The organism is Roseobacter sp. (genome assembly GCF_024639605.1).
Classification (GTDB): Bacteria; Pseudomonadota; Alphaproteobacteria; order Rhodobacterales; family Rhodobacteraceae; genus Roseobacter.
The window spans coordinates 1-18,401 of the sequence record NZ_JAHEHZ010000073.1 but is presented as its reverse complement, the minus strand read 5'-3'; the positions used below and the strand labels follow the sequence as shown (position 1 = coordinate 18,401).

18 protein-coding genes are annotated in these 18,401 nt (G+C 59.5%); 3 read left to right on the top strand and 15 right to left on the bottom strand.

Annotated features, from left to right (window positions below; translation table 11 throughout):
* On the top strand, positions 1–441 hold a 441-nt coding region (locus tag Q0M35_RS11040; protein WP_295315137.1), incomplete at its 5' end, for an enolase C-terminal domain-like protein.
* Positions 442–513: 72 nt separating this feature from the next.
* Here Q0M35_RS11040 and Q0M35_RS11035 read toward each other — a convergent pair.
* From Q0M35_RS11035 to Q0M35_RS10965, 15 genes are all read right to left on the bottom strand, one after another.
* Complete coding sequence (locus Q0M35_RS11035; protein WP_295315134.1) at positions 514–1,638, bottom strand: cobalamin-independent methionine synthase II family protein; 1,125 nt, start codon at positions 1,636–1,638, stop codon at positions 514–516.
* Positions 1,639–1,694: 56 nt separating this feature from the next.
* Positions 1,695–2,897, bottom strand: coding sequence for a hypothetical protein (locus tag Q0M35_RS11030; protein ID WP_295315132.1), 1,203 nt, complete (start codon positions 2,895–2,897; stop codon positions 1,695–1,697).
* An 80-nt stretch (positions 2,898–2,977) separates the two neighbouring features.
* Positions 2,978–3,943, bottom strand: a complete 966-nt coding sequence (locus Q0M35_RS11025; RefSeq protein ID WP_295315130.1) for a cupin domain-containing protein — start codon at positions 3,941–3,943, stop codon at positions 2,978–2,980.
* Complete coding sequence (locus Q0M35_RS11020) at positions 3,940–4,572, bottom strand: pyridoxamine 5'-phosphate oxidase family protein (RefSeq protein ID WP_295315127.1); 633 nt, start codon at positions 4,570–4,572, stop codon at positions 3,940–3,942. The genes Q0M35_RS11025 and Q0M35_RS11020 overlap by 4 nt, the downstream gene beginning before the upstream one ends.
* A gap of 3 nt (positions 4,573–4,575) precedes the next feature.
* A complete protein-coding gene (locus tag Q0M35_RS11015) occupies positions 4,576–5,544 on the bottom strand; it encodes an ester cyclase (RefSeq protein WP_295315125.1) in 969 nt (322 codons plus the stop codon).
* 3 nt (positions 5,545–5,547) lie between these two features.
* Positions 5,548–6,555: a LacI family DNA-binding transcriptional regulator gene (locus Q0M35_RS11010; RefSeq protein ID WP_295315123.1), complete on the bottom strand. Its 1,008-nt coding sequence runs from the start codon at positions 6,553–6,555 to the stop codon at positions 5,548–5,550.
* Between the two features lie 31 nt (positions 6,556–6,586).
* A complete protein-coding gene (locus Q0M35_RS11005; RefSeq protein WP_295315121.1) occupies positions 6,587–7,348 on the bottom strand; it encodes an SDR family oxidoreductase in 762 nt (253 codons plus the stop codon).
* Positions 7,345–8,391 carry an ester cyclase gene (locus Q0M35_RS11000; protein WP_295315119.1) on the bottom strand — a complete coding sequence of 349 codons (1,047 nt, stop codon included), beginning with the start codon at positions 8,389–8,391 and terminating at the stop codon, positions 7,345–7,347. The genes Q0M35_RS11005 and Q0M35_RS11000 overlap by 4 nt, the downstream gene beginning before the upstream one ends.
* A gap of 50 nt (positions 8,392–8,441) precedes the next feature.
* Complete coding sequence (gene hisD / locus Q0M35_RS10995; RefSeq protein ID WP_295315117.1) at positions 8,442–9,770, bottom strand: histidinol dehydrogenase; 1,329 nt, start codon at positions 9,768–9,770, stop codon at positions 8,442–8,444.
* Between the two features lie 11 nt (positions 9,771–9,781).
* Positions 9,782–10,312: an ester cyclase gene (locus Q0M35_RS10990; RefSeq protein ID WP_295315115.1), complete on the bottom strand. Its 531-nt coding sequence runs from the start codon at positions 10,310–10,312 to the stop codon at positions 9,782–9,784.
* Between the two features lie 88 nt (positions 10,313–10,400).
* A complete protein-coding gene (locus Q0M35_RS10985) occupies positions 10,401–11,558 on the bottom strand; it encodes a carbohydrate ABC transporter permease (protein ID WP_295315113.1) in 1,158 nt (385 codons plus the stop codon).
* Positions 11,558–12,583 (bottom strand): sugar ABC transporter permease, encoded by a 1,026-nt coding sequence (locus Q0M35_RS10980; RefSeq protein ID WP_295315111.1) that lies wholly within the window; start codon positions 12,581–12,583, stop codon positions 11,558–11,560. The genes Q0M35_RS10985 and Q0M35_RS10980 overlap by 1 nt, the downstream gene beginning before the upstream one ends.
* A 132-nt stretch (positions 12,584–12,715) precedes the next feature.
* Positions 12,716–13,936 (bottom strand): extracellular solute-binding protein, encoded by a 1,221-nt coding sequence (locus tag Q0M35_RS10975; RefSeq protein WP_295315109.1) that lies wholly within the window; start codon positions 13,934–13,936, stop codon positions 12,716–12,718.
* An 84-nt stretch (positions 13,937–14,020) separates the two neighbouring features.
* On the bottom strand, positions 14,021–15,076 hold the full coding sequence (locus Q0M35_RS10970) for an ABC transporter ATP-binding protein (protein ID WP_295315107.1): 1,056 nt from the start codon (positions 15,074–15,076) through the stop codon (positions 14,021–14,023).
* 708 nt (positions 15,077–15,784) lie between these two features.
* Positions 15,785–17,008: an acyl-CoA dehydrogenase gene (locus Q0M35_RS10965; protein WP_295315105.1), complete on the bottom strand. Its 1,224-nt coding sequence runs from the start codon at positions 17,006–17,008 to the stop codon at positions 15,785–15,787.
* 110 nt (positions 17,009–17,118) lie between these two features.
* Between Q0M35_RS10965 and Q0M35_RS10960 the strand changes: the two genes are divergently transcribed.
* Both Q0M35_RS10960 and Q0M35_RS10955 read left to right on the top strand, forming a co-directional pair.
* Positions 17,119–18,030, top strand: a complete 912-nt coding sequence (locus tag Q0M35_RS10960) for a LysR substrate-binding domain-containing protein (RefSeq protein ID WP_295315103.1) — start codon at positions 17,119–17,121, stop codon at positions 18,028–18,030.
* Between the two features lie 174 nt (positions 18,031–18,204).
* On the top strand, positions 18,205–18,401 hold a 197-nt coding region (locus Q0M35_RS10955), incomplete at its 3' end, for a hypothetical protein (protein ID WP_295315101.1).

The window sequence follows — 18,401 nt, the reverse complement described above, 5'->3', positions numbered from 1 at the left end:
AAAACCGAATTTGCAGAGGCGCTGCGATCCGGCGCTGCGACGGTTCTGCAGCCTGCTCTCGGGCGTGCCGGTGGTATCTGGGAGATGAAGAAGGTGGCCGCCATCGCCGAAGTATACAACGCACAGATCGCCCCGCATCTTTATGCCGGACCGCTGGAATGGGCAGCCAACATTCATCTGGCAGCTTCGATTCCAAACCTGCTCATGGCCGAAACCATTGAGACCCCGTTTCATGACGCGCTGATCAGTGGCACGATCCGCGTCGAAGAGGGCTTTGTGACGCCGCCCGAAGCCCCGGGTCTGGGAATTGAGGTCAACGAAGCACTTGCCCGCGCGAATCCCTGGACCGGCGAAGGCCTGCACCTGCAGATGCAGGAAGACCCCTGTGATTATGTGAACGGGAATGCCTTTGAGGGCGGTGCACCGGCGCCGAAGACATAGCGTGTTCGCTTCCTGTTTGCGCTGTCACCCGCCGGTCCGGTGGAATGCGGCGTGCGACCGTCTGGCCGGCGATTACCGTTCCGAGGCCAGTTTCGCCCCCGCGCTGAGCGCTTCGAGTTTGGCATAGGCGATATCAGGATCAACTGATCCATAGCCGGCAAAAGTGCCAAAACCGCAGTCTGATCCCGCGATCACACGATCATGCCCGACAATCCCGGTAAAACGTTCGATCCGCTGGGCCACCACCTCGGGGTGCTCGACAAAGTTTGTGGTAGTGTCAACGACTCCCGGCACCAGCACCTTGCCGTCCGGGATGTCGGCTTTCCGGTCACGAAAGACGGTCCATTCATGCGCATGCCGCGGGTTTGATGTCTCAAAAAGCACATAGCGCGCCTTTGCCCGCATCAGCGTGTCGAAAACCTTTTCCATGCCAATGTCGCAGACATGCGGCCCCTCATAATTGCCCCAGCATATGTGAATCCTGACATTTTCCTCAGGCACATTCTCCAGCGCGTGGTTCAGTGCCTCGACGTGACCGGCGGCAATCTTTACGAACTCCGCGTCGCTCAGATCGTTGAACAGCATATGTCGTGACAGAGCGAGGTCCGGGCAATCAAGCTGCAACATCAGCCCCGCGCCCACAATCGTTTCATATTCAGCGCGCATCGCATCCGCGAGGGCGGCGAGATAGGCATCACGGCTCGGGTAGTGCTCGTTTTGCAAGAAGAGCGAGATCACCCCGGGGCTCGCCGCGTTCATGAACCCCTGCGTGGCACCATGCTCCGCCATGCCGGCTTTGAGGTTGGCAATATCTTTTTCCAGCTCGTTCTGCCCCTTTGACGTCACCTCCCCGGTGCACATCGGGCGGGCGTATTGCGGCGTGCCGCCGTCCTCGGCCAGGCGCTTGAGAAACCCCGGAAATTTCTTCAGATCAGCCGGCGCGTTGCGTTTGCTGTCCCCCGAAAACCCGGTGTAGCGGTCTTTTACATAGGTGGCGTAAGAGATCTTGGATGTTTCACCGTCACTCACGATATCCACACCTGCTGCCACCTGACGGCGTACAGTCTCTGATACAGCCGCAGTCATCGCCGCATCGAATGCCGCCGGGTCGTATGCCTCTTCGCGTTCGCGTGCGAAGATAAAATCGACTACATTCTGGGTTCTGGGCAGGCTGCCCACATGTGTCGTCTGTACCAATTTTTTCTCCCTTCAGCGCCGGACCCTGCCATGACGGGCAGACCCGGCATCATTATTCAGGTTTCTGCCGGTTGCCGGGCCAGAAACCAGGTGTTGAGGCGCCACATCCCCCAGGCGAGCGGAATTGCGGCAAATCCGCCGGCAGCATAGGCCAGCGGCTCATCGTAAAAGGTCTCGAAAGCCTGGGTATAGGCATGGATCGCCGCAAAGGTAACCGCCGCGTTGAAAATTCCGCGCATGTTTTTGTGGGCCGACCAGAAGATAATCCCGGCAAGCGCCAGCGCCCAGGCAACGGTGAAGACATTCTCGTGCACGACGAGGGCCGTATCGCGGAACGCCACAAGGCTGTCGCGCCAGTCGTAATAAGAGAGGCCCGAACCATGCATTGTCCGAGCCCGTCCCCAGACTGTTTCGCCTACCACATCGCCCCAGAGGCTGCCGACGAGCGCACAAAGACTGGCGACGATAAACGCCATGATCAGATGGATGCGGGCGTGGCGCGCTGTGCGCTCGGTCGTGCCCTGTGCGACGAGCAGCATCACAGCGCCCAGCACGCACATCTGCAGGATCGAGAGCGTCGGTTCGGGGGAGTAAAAAACGTAGGCTGCATGGAAGTAAAACGTGCCCGTGTCGAGGGCCTGGGCAAAGGGCACAATCGCCAGCGCGGAAACGAGGCGCACATCGGTAAACCATCCCGCCCCGGCGATGGCGGCAGCCGCATACAGCCAGAAGGCCGAGACCGGCAGACCGCTGGCTCCGCTGTCATGCACCAGATACCCGACACCTGTGAGATGCAGCGCCAGCGCCATCAGCGTGACCGAACCGGTGACGAAACCTGTGGTCAGCCGCCTGCCGTGCAACGCCCAGGCCGCGGACAGCGCCACGGCGGCGCCTGCGATTGCCATCACCGGACCCGCAACATCGGGGTAGTTGCCGGCAAGTTCAAACCCTGCTCCGCCGATCAGCATCCCCGCACCGATCAACGCCGCGGCATTGCCGAACATCGCATAGAGCGCCGGACCCCGGCGGAGGGTCAGCAATCCCGCGCCAGCCAGCAAAACGCCGGAAACAGCAACCATCAGCGCATCTGCAAGCCAGAAGATCAGGCCAAAGGTGGCAAAGACGATCCCGGTGCACAAAACGGCATTGATCGCGAGCGTTACCATTGTGCTTCGCGCGCGGGCTTCGATGATTCTGGCTGCGGTCCGGGAGATAACCCCCTCTTCCAACAGCGTTTCTGTATCTGCAATCGTGTACATCACTCACTCCATGAACGTTGTTCATATTGTGAATAGCCTGATACCCTGCGCCATTCAAGTATTTTGTGAACGGCGTTCATTTACTTCAGCCAAGTGGCACCCGCAGGATCATCTGTGCCGACGATGTGATACATACTGGCCTCACCGGTCATCGCGGGCACGGCCGTGTGCTGCAGCTCCGCGGGTACAGAGCAGGTATCGCCGGGGTTCAGCACCGCCTCACCACCCTCCCAGATCAGCCGCCAGTGTCCGCGCACTGGCATCAGCACCGAAGGCCGGTCATGCGCATGCATACCGGTGGTGGCGGAACCGCGTGTCAGGAACCCGACCTCGAAGCCGGGTTTATCCCGGATCACGCCTGTTTCGCCAATCACCAGAACCGGCTTTTTGCCGGCCAGCGCCATCAGGTCATTGTACCGGCGCACGCCATATCCCACGACCTGTGCAGGTGTCATCTCGGGATAGCTTTTCAGCTCCTCTTCGCTCAGCACAGGCATCGGGCTGACACCCTCGGGCAGGCTCTCCCCTTTTTTGCTGTCATAGAGTTTGCCGTTCTGCCCCAGTACCAGGCCGTGGTCACGCGCGTCTTCGATGACCTGGGGCGCCCAGATGACACCGCCTCCGGCATCATCTCCGCCGAGCACCGCCATAATCATCCCGTAATCGGTGCCGATGTTCTCAAATCCGCGAAAAATGCCGGTGGGGATGTTGATGATATCGCCCTCTTCAAGCACCACCTCGCCGGCGTCACCATACCGCCCCCAGAAAAACCGCCAACGGCCTTTGAGCACAAAGAAGACTTCGGCCGTGCGGTGGCTGTGCAGCGAGTTCCGGCATTTTGGCGGTTGTCCCGCGGCACCGATGTTGAACCCGTGCGGGATCGAAATATGCACGTGCTGATCTGCGCTCTCCGATACGCCGCCGCCAATAATTGTGAAGTTTTCTTTCTGATCACTGCCCGGCGTATGGGCGTCGATAAAGGCGGTTTTGCAAGGTTGCAGGTCACCATACCGGACAATGCGGGCTTCCATCTCAGACGGGGTCATTTCGGTTCACTTTCTGTTGCCGCATGCAGAGCAGCCAGCTCGGCCTCAAGCTCTGCATTGCGTTTTTCAAGACGTTCCATTTCGGGGCCGACGAGCCGCGCGATTTCGTTTGTGTCAAACCGGGGGGTGATGAACTGCGGACAGTTCCAGTCAAAGGCCTCAATGCGGATGCGCACCGTGCGCTCGACCTTTCCCCCGCCTTCGGTGTGCAGCACCTTTGCCAGGTCCGGGTCAGCATCAGCAGCGATCATCGCCGCGTGGCCGATCAGTTTCAGCCGGGCCTGACGGGCATAATCCATGGCAAAAAGGCACACCCGCCCGTTGCCGCGCAGATGCCCGGAGCTGACGTATTGCCGGTTTCCGCGATAATCGGCAAATCCGATGGTTTGCGGATCGAGCACTTTGATAAATCCGGCGGGTCCGCCCCGGTGCTGCACATAGGGCCAGCCGGTCGCGGACACTGTGGCCATATAGAGCGAGGTGCGCGCGGTCAGAAAGGCAATCTCGTCGTCGCCGAGACCTTCAGGTGCCTCACGCTCTGCCATGCGGGCATAGGTGTCATAAGAGCCCTGTGCCCGCTGCTCGGCCTCAACCGCGCCGGTGAACATGATCGTGCCGAAGTGTTCCATGGCTCAGCCTGTTTGCAGCAGGATCTGTTTCCAGATCGCCGTCTCGTCAAAAATCACATACTCGCGCCGCAACCCCCAGGGGCCAAACTCGGCGTGGCACATGCCGAGCAGATAGATGTCCGTGCCCGTCGGTGTGCCGAAAGTGCCCCAGCCGCTGTGCTTCCCGCTCAGCGACCAGCGCAGGGCCGCACGCGGCGGCATCAGCGGGTCATCGCGCCCGATCCGGTGATCGATCTGAAAGGTCGCATCCGGAAAAGACGCACGCAGCCCCATCCAGAACTGATCAACGTCTGCGTGGCTGTGCCCCGTCACACCTCCGGGGTATTCCACATGCACGGCACGATCATATTCTTTCGGGATCACCGCCATATCGGCCCCCATGATCCGCGTCACGATATCCGCGTATTTCTGCCCCCAGGCGTTGTCATTGCCGCGCCCCTTATAAGGGCCAGGCTGGTCGTTGGCCGGGCTCAGCGGTTTGACGCAGTGGTCAGGCCCGCCTTCTTTTTCGATCAGCGCCGCGGCATAGTCGCGCGGATCCTGACCAAGCTGGCGCACGATCGCCCCCTGATCCCGGATCAGCCATTCATCGTTGATCTGATTGTTAATGGCATGGCAGTCCGCAAGAATGCGGTAGGTCAGCCGTTTTCCCGTCGCCTTGCCGTAAACACCGTCCCGGGCATGTGTCGCCGTGCTCAGCAGCCGGTGCGAGGAAAGCATCCCCTCCTCAGGTGTCCCCGACCAGATAACATCTTCTCCCAACAGCGTCCGGTCGGGGAATTCAGCCAGCGTGGCCATCGTCGCCCCGATCACATTCTGATTGCCCACCACGACCGAGGCAGGTGTGCGCACCACGATATCGTCGGAGTAATACCGGTGCAGGGTGGCAATGCCGCGGTCTTCCCAGATTTCTTTGGTAATGCCGATGATATAATCGGGAAAATCCGTGAATTTCTCGTCAAAGCCTTGCATGGGTCATACCTTTGGTTTGCGGGCAGAGCCGCGGATAATCAGCGGGCCATCCAGCGCAATGCGCCGGGGCGGCGTTTCCTCATCGTTCAGACGGTCCAGAAGAACCGAAACGGTCTCAGCGACCATTTGATTGGCCGGCTGGCGCACGGTGGTGAGATCATAGCTCGGCCAGTGCGAGAGTGTCACGTCGTCATAGCCCACAACAGACACGTCCTGCGGCACGCGCAGTCCCAGCTCAAAGCGCAGCACGTCCATCACGGCAAAGGCCATGTGATCGTTGGCGACAAAGACGGCGTCCGGCTTTTCTGCGGCTGAAAACATCGAGCGCGCGGCAGCTTTGGCGACCTCAAAATTGAATTCGCCCGCAGCCCGCGCAAAGAGCACATGGCCTGCATCCCTGAGGCCGGCAATGAACCCTGCCTCGCGGTCGATCTGGGTCGATGCGCCCTCCCAGCCGGCGATATGTGCGATGCGTTTATGACCTCCCGCAACAAGAAACTCCGCCAGTTTGCGCCCGCCGGCCACGTTATCGGAGGTAACGCTGGACAGACGGTTGTCATACTGATGCCGGTTAAAGAGCACGATCGGAATGCCCAGCCCCTCGCACCGTTCGGTCAGATTGTTCGACAGGCCCACGGAGGCCGCAATAATGCCATCGACCTGATAGTCGAGCAGCTCGTCAATCACCTTCCCGGTGGTCTCTGCGTCGTTGGACGCCATGAAGACAAGCACGTGATAGCCCTGTGCCTGCAGCGCGCGCGAAAGCCGCTCGATCGCTTCGGGATAGAACTGGTTTTCCAGATAGGCGACCACCAGACCGATGATCCGGCTGCGCCCGGTGATGAGCGAGCGCGCCAGCACGTTTGGCCGGTACCCCAGACGCGTTGCGGCCTTGCGCACCTTGTCGCGGGTGCTCTTGCTCACCGAAGCGCCTGGCGTAAACACGCGGCTGACCGCGGAGCGGCTGACCCCGGCCATTTCCGCCACATCAAGCGATGTCACCTTCCCCATGGCGCCCTCCGAGAGATATGCTGCGCGGTGTTCATCCTGCCGTCCAGCCGCCGTCGATCAGCATCGAGGTGCCCGTAACCATGGCAGATGCATCGCTGGCCAGAAAGACTGCGGCCCCCATAATATCCTCAACCTCACCAACGCGTGGCAGCTTGATCTTTTCCATAATCCAGGCGAGGCGCTCCGGGCTGGCAAAGGTCTCTTTGGTGAGCGGCGTGCGGATAAAGGTGGGGCAGATCGTGTTGATCCGGATGCCCGCCTTGCCCCATTCTATGGCCATGGATCTGACCATGCCCTCAAGGGCGTGTTTTGAGGCGCAGTAAACCGCGCGGTCCACACCACCGACGTGCCCCATCTGGCTCGAAATATGGATAACAGAGCCTGGCCGGCCTGCCGCAATCAGCGCCCTTGCGGCAAAGGCAGACAGGAAATACGCGCTGCGCAGATTGACGTTCATAACCGCGTCGAAATCGCCGGGCGTCGTCTCAATAGCCGGACTGTGCCGCGCCAGACCGGCGGAATTGATCACCACATCAAACGGGTCGGCAAAAGCGGCCTCCAGAGCGCCGAGATCTGTCTGATCAAGAACCATGGCTTCGGCTGAAAGGCCTGCGGCAGCCATCGCGTCTCTTACCTCCTGCAGTGGACCGGGTCGCCGTGCGGCACAAATCACATGCGCGCCCGCCTCCCCCAGCGCCACCGCACAGCCCAGACCAATGCCGGAGGAGGCGCCGGTCACCAGCGCCCGCCGCCCTATCAGATCAAAGCCGGGAGATCGCGGCAGACCGCTCACAACGCCACCCCCGTTTCCGGATCAAACCCGCTGCGGGCTTTGTTGAACTCGCGCATCCGCGCCAGCACATCGACGCCGATCTGATCGTACATATGCAGCAGATCAACCAGCACCCAGTTCTCGCGGATAAGCCCCTTTTCGATCCGCCAGAAATCAAGACTGCGCATCGCGATCTTTTTACCCGGCGGCGCGATGCCAAGCCAGCCGCCTTGACTGATCGTCTGATACATATCGGGCCAGCCGGTCACTGCCGCATAGGCCCCGTCGCCAAAGAAGTGGTATTCGATCTCGTCCACGTACCTGCCGCGGTCGGGCATCGCATTCAGAAACGGGATCTGGTGCCAGTGCCGGAACCCGCGCTGGCCGCGGCCGGTGCCGATGCCGGCAGGCCCGTACCAGGACATGCGCGGGTGCCAGAAACGGTCCATCTCCATTACCTCCGGGCCACCTTCGGCAGGATGTTTCTTGAGATGTTCAAGCATGTCTATAATCAGCTTACAGCTGGCCTCGCCGGCTGCCGCGTCGTTTGGACCGGGAATAATCCCGTCCGAGCTGGCAGGTCCCGGCACATGCCATTCCCGCCCCAGTGAAGGGCTCATCGGCCAGGCACCGGCCTGCATCATCACCTCGGGCAGATCCCAGAGCGCCTGCATCTCGGTGATCCTGCCATTTTCAAACCGGTAAAACTCGTGAAACCGCATGTGCACCATGTGACCGGTTGGCGGGATATCCAGCCAGGGCGTCATGAAGGCTCCGGTCCAGAATCCACCGCAGCCGACCCAGTCCGCCCCCTCGGGCGTCGGCCCTGCCATGACGATGTAATCGCGCCGCTCCAGATCAGGCCAGGCCCGCACCAATGGCCCGAACACCCGCTCCATGAATGCATCCACTCCATGAATGGTCTCAAAGGGAAAAGAGAGCCGGAAAATGACATCCGGCGCGCAGATTTCCTGAAGCGCGCGGCGCACGGCGCCGGCGTCAAAATCATACATCGCTGCGCGCAGCGGCGCGATCAGCTTCTTGTGGTCTGTGTGTTTGTCCATGACGTCTTCCGGCAATAATTACTCCACGGGCGGCGCAGTACCGGGGCCCTCTATTCCGCGGGGGCGCGCGCGGGGGCGCCTTCTCCGTAAGGTACGTTCACACCACCATAGCGCCGCACCCGCAGATTGCACTGCTCAGCGTGCCCGACAAACCCTTCAAGCATACACAACCGCGAGCCGTAAGCGCCGATTTCCGCTGCGGCCTCATCCGTCAAAATCTTCTGATAGCTGTGCGTCTTCAGGAACTTACCGACCCACAATCCGCCGGTATAACGTCCGGCTTTGCGGGTTGGCAGAGTGTGGTTTGTCCCGATTACCTTGTCGCCGTTGGCGACATTCGTGCGCGGTCCGAGAAAAAGCGCGCCGTAGCAGGTCATATGCTCAAGGAACCATTCATCGCGTTCGGTCATCACCTGGACGTGCTCAGATGCGATGTCATCGGCCACCTGCAGCATCTCCTCCCAGGTGTCGCAGACAAGCACCTCGCCGTAGTCTTCCCAGCTTACCCGCGCGGTGCCCGCTGTCGGCAGGATCTGCAGGATACGGTCAATCTCGCAGAGCGTTTCCTCTGCCAGCCGGCGGGAGTTGGTCAGCAGCACAGCAGGCGAGTTATACCCGTGCTCGGCCTGACCCAGAAGGTCGGTGGCGCACATTTCCGCATCCACCGTTTCATCCGCGATCACCATGGTTTCGGTGGGACCGGCGAAGAGATCGATGCCGACGCGCCCGAAAAGCTGCCGCTTGGCTTCTGCCACAAAAGCATTTCCCGGTCCGACCAGCATATGCACGGGCTCAATAGTATCGGTGCCGATTGCCATGGCACCGACCGCCTGGATGCCGCCCAGCACATAAATCTCATGCGCGCCCCCCAGATGCATTGCCGCAATGACACCAGGGTTCGGTTTTCCCTGGAAGGGCGGCGTGCAGGCGATGATGCGCGGCACGCCGGCGACGCTTGCCGTGGCAACAGACATATGTGCCGAGGCAACCATCGGGAATTTGCCACCCGGCACGTAGCAGCCAACCGACTGAACAGGAATGTTTTTGTGCCCGAGGATCACCCCCGGCATGGTTTCCACTTCAATGTCGAGCATCGATGCGCGCTGTGCCTCGGCAAAATTGCGTACCTGGGTCTGAGCAAAGCGGATATCTTCCAGTTCGCGCGGACTGAGCTGTGCGATCAGATCCTCGATCTGCGACAGGCTCAGCCGGAAAGACGCCGGTGTGTAACTGTCAAATCTTTCGCTGAGTTCTCGCACCGCCACATCGCCGCGCGCCTCGATATCGGCGAGTGCTGTTTCAACCGCTGCACGCGTTTTTGCATCGTCATCTGCCCGCTCTGTGTCGGACTTACCGCGTTTCAGATACTCAATCGCCATCTCTCACTTCCTCACTTACCGGGCCGCGGGGGCGTCTTTTCGCCCCGGTCAAAGGCCTCCCAGCCTTCCCCCCCGAAAACATCTTTGCCGAGTTGCGCCAGCACATGGGGAAAATCCACCATGACGTGGTTGTCGGTGATTTTTCCCTCAACGACCTTCCAGAAATCCATATACCGGATCTCAACCCGCCTGCCGGTTGGCGCGACACCCATAAACTCCCCCGAGTGTGTCGCTTCCTGGCGGCCGAATGCGGCAGCCCACTCGCCCATGTAAAGCCGCGCTTCATCAATACAGACCTTGTCCGAAAATGCCGCCTGAAACGGGCGCTGCCAGTTTTCCTGAAACTCGCGCAGTCCGTTTTTGGTGCCGCACCCCTGGTTTCCCGACCACCGGAATCCTTCCGCGAAAAACGCGCCGATATCATCAATGCGGTGATCGTTCAGACCATCGACCATGCTTTCGATCACGCGGCGGGTCTCATCAGTTCTGCTCATATCCGTGTCTTTTGTCAGCACGGCCTGTTCAGGTCTTGAGCCTTTCATCGGGATGCTCCTGTGCATTGAGTACCTGACGCATCCCTGCCGCTCAGAGGGCGGGCCGTCCGGTGGCACTTTGCCGGTCCGTTGCCCATCAGCCCTTCACAGCCCCTGCCGTCAGACCGCTGACGATTTGCCGCTGGAAGACCATGACCAGCAAAAACAGCGGTGCGGTGATGGAAACTGCGGCGGCAACCGCCTCGACCTGATCTGTCGTGGTTGTCTCGCGGTTGAAGTAGCCGGCGATGGCCGGAACCATGGTCTGGTTCTGCGCATCCAGCAGCAGCGACGTCACGAGAAAATCGTTATATCCCAGAAGGAAGCTGAACAGACCCGTGGTGATGACGCCCGGCCACATCACCGGCATGATCACCCGGCGGAAAGCCTGAAAGTGCGAGCAGCCATCCACGCGGGCGGCCTCATCGAGTTCAGCCGGGATGTTCTGGAAGAATGATCTGAGCATCCAGATCGTAAACGGCTGGTTGATCGATACCAGTACCGCAATCACCGCCCAGGGCTGACCATAAAGCGTGGGGGCGCCTTCGCCGAAAATCGGGCGCAGGATTTCGGAGGAGTTGATGAAGACAGGCAGATAGCCTGCAACAAGCACCGAATGTGGCAGCGCGCGGAAGACCAGCGCAAGGATCAGCAGCCAGAAGGCCAGGTCCGAGCCCGAGCGTGCCAGCCCGTAGCCGGCAAGTGTCCCCACCGTCAGAGAAATCGTCACGACCCCGGCTGTCACAAGCATGGAATTCAGGAAGTTGCGGTAGAACTCGTTTTCCGCCCAGACAGCCACATAGTGTTCCGTGGTCAGACCCAGAACCGGCGTGCCGAGCGGGCCGAGAATGCTGTTGAGACCACTCAAAATCAGCGGCAGCAGCCCGAAGAAGATCAGGATGAAGCTCACTGCATAGAGCACAGCGCCAAAGACCCAGCCCAGCACGAGATACCCCGGCGGGCAATACTGGCGCACCAGCCCCGGCAGGCGGGTAAAGGCCCAGCGGATTGCAAAGAAAAGCACGATCAGACCGATAACGATATCCGGCACTGACAGCCCGTCACCATTGGCCCGTGTGGCAGGGCCGAAGATCACATCCAGCGGGCTGGCAGCAAAGGCATCGACGGGAGATTTGAAGCTCATGACCGCAATCCAGAAGATCGGAAAGGCTGCAAGAATGCACCAGAAGGCCAGAAACGCGCCGGAGGAAAAACGCAGCGCAAAAGACTGCTGCATGGCTTTGGGCGTAGACATCAGTGTGCGCTCCCTTTGTGGTCGCGCCAGGTGCGGCGCAGCGGCAGAACAAGCAGGAATACGATGCCGATCATGGTCAGCATGGCGGAGGCGGAAGCCCTCGAAATGGCCCGGTTGCCCGCGTCATCCGGCGTCATGAAGTCATAGGTCAGCCACTGCAGCGAGATTACATGCGCCTGGCTTCGGAAGCCCACGATTTCCTCAAAGACGCGGTAGCAGTCCATCAGATGGATGAGTGCGATGAAGATGATGAGCGGCATCAGGTGCGGTACGATCACATGCCTCAGACGTTCCCACCGGCTCGCGCCGTCAATTACAGCGGATTCCAGTGTGTCCATATTCACGGTCTGCAGCCCCGCGTAAAAGATCACGAAAGCAAAGGGTGCCACGTGCCAAACCCGGTAGAAATACATCAGCAGTTCAATCGTCCAGGCCTGCGCGAACATGGAAATATTGGTACCGGTCCAGCGTTCCATCATGGCCGTCAGGATGCCGTCGCCGACAAAAAGCCAGTAGATTGAGAGTGATCCGATGACCGGTGTAATGATGAAGGGCAGCAGTGAGATAAAAATCACCGGCCCCCGGATTGTCCGGGCTGCATTGTTGACCGCCAGGGCAATTGCAAGGCCGACGCCGATGACAAGTGGCAGGGTCAGCAGCGTGAAGGACAGCGTAAAGCGCAGAGCGCGCCAGAAGTCGATCTGCATGATGTCGTTCCAGCTGCCATTGCCAACGGCCTCCCAGAACTTATCCATTTGCAATACGTTCCGGTAACTTTCCAGACCGACCCAGCGGGTTTCGGTGATGGTCTTGCCGTCGTCGCCAAGCACAGGGACGGTTTTAATCTCGGTTGTGCAGGTCTGGGTCAGAAAGCCCGGCGTGCAGGTCTCGACCTCGACCTGCTCAAGCACAGACTGGGTGACCTGAAAGCTCTGAATGAACACGCTGACGAGAGGAGCCGCGATGAACAGAAGCATCATGAACACGGACGGGCCGACAAATGCTGCAAATGTTTTGAATTTCATCAGGTTATCCTCGCGCGGAGCCGGTTTGCAAAGGCATCGGGTTAAGTTTGCAAACTGCGTTCTACGCGCCTCATGCAAACGGCCCGTCAGGTCGGGGACCAGCCGGAGATGTCCGGCCGGTCTCCTTCGGCGTTACTTCAGAACGCCTGCTTCTTTGGCCGAGGTGGTATAGGCCTCTTCGATCGCGACAAGCGTCGCTTCGGCATCGCGCTCGCCCGTCAGGAAGGCCGGCAACTCGTTGCCAAGTGCGGTGTGCAGCAGACCCATCTGAGTGGTGGAGGGATAGGCCGGAGGCGCCGGAACTGCCGTCGCTGTTTCGATCGCACCCTTGGCGATTTCGGTCGGCTGATAGCCGTTCACCAGCCAGATCGCCGCGTCATTGGCGCTCGTGACCATCTCTGTATCGAGACCTTCCATCGCCAGCCGGAACGCAGCGTCCGCTTCCTCGTCGCTGATGTTGCTCGCGATCACGATGCCGTCCCACCAGAGCGTAGTGGCCGGTGCGCCGTCTGCCGTGGCTTTGGGGGCCGCAGACATTGCAATCTTACCCACAACCTGGCTTTCGGCCTCGTCGTTCATCGCGCCTGCGCGGCTGGCCCAGAGGTTCGCCATGGCAATCTTGCCCTGCTGGAACTGTTGCTGAACATAGGTGGAGTCGCTGACCAGCACTTCCGGGTCAGTATAATCCAACGCTTTTTTCATGGTTTCCAGCGCGGCCATACCGGCCTCGGAATTCACTGCAGTGGTATTGTCGTCGTTAAAGAATGCCCCACCGAAACCGGGGTACATGTTGACGAATTCCTGTGCCAGGTTCCAGCCCGATTTCATCGTGGCACCGAGCGGGTAGTCGACAACCCCGGCTTCTTTGATCTTGTCCGCCGCCGCATAGACCTCATCCCAGGTCACGGGCACTTCGATGCCAAGATCCGCCAGAATATCGGAGCGGTACATCAGATGCTGTGTGTTCACCATCATCGCAACCGCCATGATCTCACCGTTAATGCGGATCAGCTGGTTTGGCGTGAGGTTCTGGCCGTATTTCTCGACCAGATCATCAAGCGGACGGATCGTGCCGGCATTCATCAGCGGTGTAATCGTGCCGTTTGAAACACCACCGATATGATAGAGCGACGGGTTGGCCTCGAACGCGGCAGGCTGTTTGGTGCGGAACTCCTGATCGAGCTCGGCCTGAAAGTTACCGCATTCCGCCATCGCGTCCGTCACGGCTTTCCACGCCTCAAACCCCGCGCTGAGTGATTTTACCGGCACTTCGTTCTGATAGGAACATGCGGCGAAAGCCGCGCTTCCCATGAGCGAGACGGCGCCCGCGAGTGCTATTCTCTTCAAAAACATATGCAAACTCCCTGTTGCGTATCGTTGGGTGCATCTTGCAAGCCTGCACCCGTTTGTGGGCCCCTTTTCAGAGGCAAAAAACCATCAGGATCTGTCAATCCGGTTGCCAGTGTCCTCATCGAACAGGTGGCAGATGGAAACCGGCACAGAAAAGGAGATCATATCCCCGATCTCTGCGCGGAATTCTTTGTGGGCTTTGACCGACACGAGCTGGCCGCCGGCCCGCACGGTCAGCATTGTTGCGTCGCCCAGAAGCTCAATGGTGTAGATGGGCGCGGTGATCTGCCCGTTACTGCCTTCGGCGAGGGTCGCGTCTTCCGCGCGGAACCCAAGTTTGACGGGCCCGTCCGGGGCGGCAAGGCCTGAGATCGACACGTTTTTACCCTCGAAAGTGCCGCCCGTAACCGCGCCGTCCATCAGGTTCATGGCCGGGCTGCCGATGAAGCTTGCAACAAATGTGTTGGCCGGGTGGTCGTAAATATCCGTCGGCGTGCCGACCTGCTGCACTTTGCCCTGTTTCATTACCACCACCCGGTCGGCGAGCGTCATGGCTTCGATCTGGTCATGGGTCACGTAAACGGTCGTGACCTTCAGCTCGTGGCTGAGGTTCTTGATCTGCGCGCGGGTTGAAACACGGAGTTTGGCATCAAGGTTAGAGAGCGGTTCGTCCATCAGGAACACGTTGGGCTCGCGCACGATGGCCCTTGCCAGCGCCACGCGCTGTCTCTGTCCCCCCGAAAGCTCGGCGGGTTTGCGGTGCAGGAAATCATCCAATTCAACCATCGCGGAGGCGCGGCGCACCCGCTCATCATGCTCCGCCTCAGGCACTTTGCGCACTTTAAGAGGGAAACGGATATTTTCGTAAACATTCATGTTCGGGTAAAGGCCGTAGGACTGGAATACCATGGCCACATCGCGGTCTTTGGGGTCGAGATCATTGACCACGCGACCGTCGATAATGATCTCACCCTCCGTGGCGTCTTCGAGACCTGCGATCATGCGCATGGTCGTCGTTTTGCCACATCCGGAGGGCCCGAGCAGGACCAGAAATTCCTGATCCGCAATGGTCAGATCGAAGCTGTCGACGCCGACAAAGCTACCCCAGCGTTTGTTTACATTTCGCAGTTGGATTTCGGCCATGGTGCCCCCCGTTGACACGGACCCGCGGCTGCAGGCCTCTCTGACGCTAGTCACCGGCACGCGGACTTGGCAAGAGATTTTTGCAAACGTGTGCAAAAAACCGGAAAGTTGCTTTCGGGGTTGATTGCTGACAGGGCACTTTGCGCGCGTTCCACGACGATGTGACCCGTAGCTACAGCCTGTCTCAAACCGGTCCATCTAACACGGCTCAGAAGTCCACAAAGGAGCGAATCCGGTGATTGTTTCTAAATTCAATATGTTACGGACAAGTATTGGCCGAATTCTTGTCCGGGATGCCTGACGCAGCCCAGGATATCTTCCAGTGGCTGAGCGGAATTCTCCTGCTTCTCCGGACAGAAGGACTGGCAGCGCAATTCGGTTTTGGCAGCTTAGAAAAGCAGGCCGGAGCCTCGCTGTTTTCCAATGTACCGGTCAGGCATCCGGACGGCGCTGATACCGCCCGATCCATCCCGGACCGCCGATTGCGGCCTGCGGGGTTTGCGAATCACGTCACGTGGTATTCGCTGCGTTCCACATACATCCGTCTTCGCGCAAACGACCCGGATACCGACCGGACCGGACAGCTGAAGAGACCGTCAGCCAGACGCGCAAAGACGGCACGCACGGCCTGTGTGGTCTGTCAGAGGGCGAAGGACAGAAAACCGGCCCGGCCAATACCGGTCAACTTTCAGCCTGATGCCTGCTGCATCAGAAAAACGCCTGAATCCCCGTCTGCGCGCGCCCCAGGATCAGAGCGTGCACATCGTGCGTGCCCTCATAGGTATACACGGTCTCAAGGTTCATCATGTGCCGGATGACCTGAAATTCTCCGCTGATCCCGTTGCCGCCATGCATGTCGCGCGACATGCGGGCAATATCGAGCGCCTTGCCGCAGTTGTTGCGTTTGATGATGCTGATCATCTCAGGCGCGGCATTTGCAGCATCCATAAGCCGTCCGACCTGCAGTGAGGCCTGCAGTCCCAGCGAAATTTCTGTCATCATATCCGCCAGTTTCTTCTGGAAAAGCTGCGTGCCGGCGAGCGGTTTGCCGAACTGATGACGGTCGAGGCCGTACTGACGCGCTGCGTGCCAGCAGAACTCCGCAGCCCCCATCACACCCCAGCTGATGCCATAGCGCGCCCTGTTGAGACAGCCAAAGGGACCTTTCAGACCCTGCACATTGGGCAGCAGCGCCTCTTCGCTGACCTCGACACCGTCCATAACGATCTCGCCTGTCACCGAGGCCCGCAGGCTAAGCTTGTTGCCGACTTTCGGCGCGCTGAGGCCTTTCATGCCCTTTTCAAGCACAAAGCCGCGGATCTTGCCGCCATGCGCTTCCGATTTTGCCCAGACCACAAAGACATCCGCGACAGGCGCATTGGAAATCCACATCTTGGAGCCCGTCAGGCGATACCCGGTGTCGGTTTTCACGGCACGTGTTTTCATGCCGGCAGGATCAGAGCCTGCGTCCGGCTCCGTCAGACCAAAGCAGCCGATGAGATCACCCGAACACAAACCCGGCAGATATTTGCGGCGCTGTGCCTCAGAGCCGTAGGCGTAAACCGGATAGATCACGAGGCTCGACTGCACCGACATCATTGATCTGTACCCTGAATCGACCCGCTCGATTTCGCGCGCAACCAGACCATAGGAAACATAAGAGCCGCCAAGCCCGCCATATTCCTCGGGCAAAGTAATACCAAGCAATCCCATGTCGCCCATTTCTTTGAAAATCGACGTATCCGTCGTCTCATTGGCAAAGGCCTCTATCGCGCGTGGCTGCAGCTTCTCCTCAGCATAGGCACGGGCGCTGTCACGGATCATCCGCTCGTCCTCTTCCAGCTGATCTGACATCCGGAAAGGATCTGACCAGTCGAAATTCCCCAGATCAGGGGCGTCTTTGGCTTTCAGTACGGGGGCTTCTACATTCATGACAGTTCCTCTCAATCGGCAGGTGCGGCAGAGCGCGTTGCCCTATTATTGCAAATCGGAACCGGAAAGACTAACGATGCTTTCTCCCGTTACCTATGAGAAAAACTCATATGATTGCTCCGCGTAAATATCTGCCTTCTGTGACGTCGCTGTTGTGTTTTGAGGCAGTGGCACGTCTGGGCAGCGCGACCCTTGCCGCCGGCGAACTGTCTCTGACACAAAGTGCAGTCAGCCGGCAGCTGAAATCTCTCGAAGACCAGCTGGGCGCACAGCTTATGACGAGGGCCGGACGCGGTCTCGTGCTCACACCTCGCGGACAGGAGTACGTCGCTGAGATCAGAGATATTCTGCAGCACCTCGCCCGCGCGACGGTGGCGGCACAGACGAACCCCTCCGGCGGCACGCTCAATCTCGCTATTCTGCCGGCCTTCGGCATGCACTGGCTGGCCCCCCGGCTGCGCGATTTCGCGCAACGCCATCCGGAAGTGACGGTCAATCTGTCGACGCGGCTTGCACCGTTTGATTTCCGCACCAGCAGTTTCCATGCCGCCATCCATTTCGGGCGCGAAGACTGGCCGGGCGTCAGCTATCTGCCGCTGATGCCTGAGATCGTCGTGCCGGTCTGTGCGCCCGGGCTGATAGCGGGGCCAACGCACGATCCGCTTGAAATTCTGGCGCATGATCTGCTGCATCTGGACACCCGGCCGAGAGGCTGGGCGCGGTGGTTCAGCGCAACCGGCAGAGAGCCCGATCTGCCCCCCGGGATGGTGTTCGATCAGTTTTCCACGATGGCTCAGGCAGCCATCCACGGCCTTGGTGTCGCACTTTTGCCCACTTTCTTCGCCGAACCCTATCTGGCTGGCGGAGAGCTTGTGCTGGCGTCGTCACGCACGACAGAAAGCATCGGGAGCTACTACCTCGTATGGCCGTCAGAGTACAGTAAAACAGGGGCTGTGGCCTCTTTTCGCGCCTGGCTGGAAGCGCAGACAGAGGCGGAAAAAGACCGGAATATGTCAGAATAAGTTCCACCATGACTAGAAAGCCGGCCCGTTGACTGAATTGTTCCGTCCTAAGAAACACGGCCTGCGTGTATCCTATGCCGCTACGAAGTCATGGCGCGGGCCAATTTCAGTCCAAATTCATGGCTATCACACTCCCATCTGCTGATTGGGTGGGACTGGTCTGAGGATGAAGCTTTGCTGCTTAAGTCTGTTAAAATAGTTGCGTTTGTACTGTGTGGATCAGTCTCATTCAGCGCAGACCGTGCTCAGGCCGACGAACACGTCATTATTATTCTTGATTCCGCCTATTTCCCCTATCGCACCGCCATAGCCGAAGGCGACACCATCCGGTTCGTGAATGTCAGCGGCGCTACCCTGTCGGTGACACATGT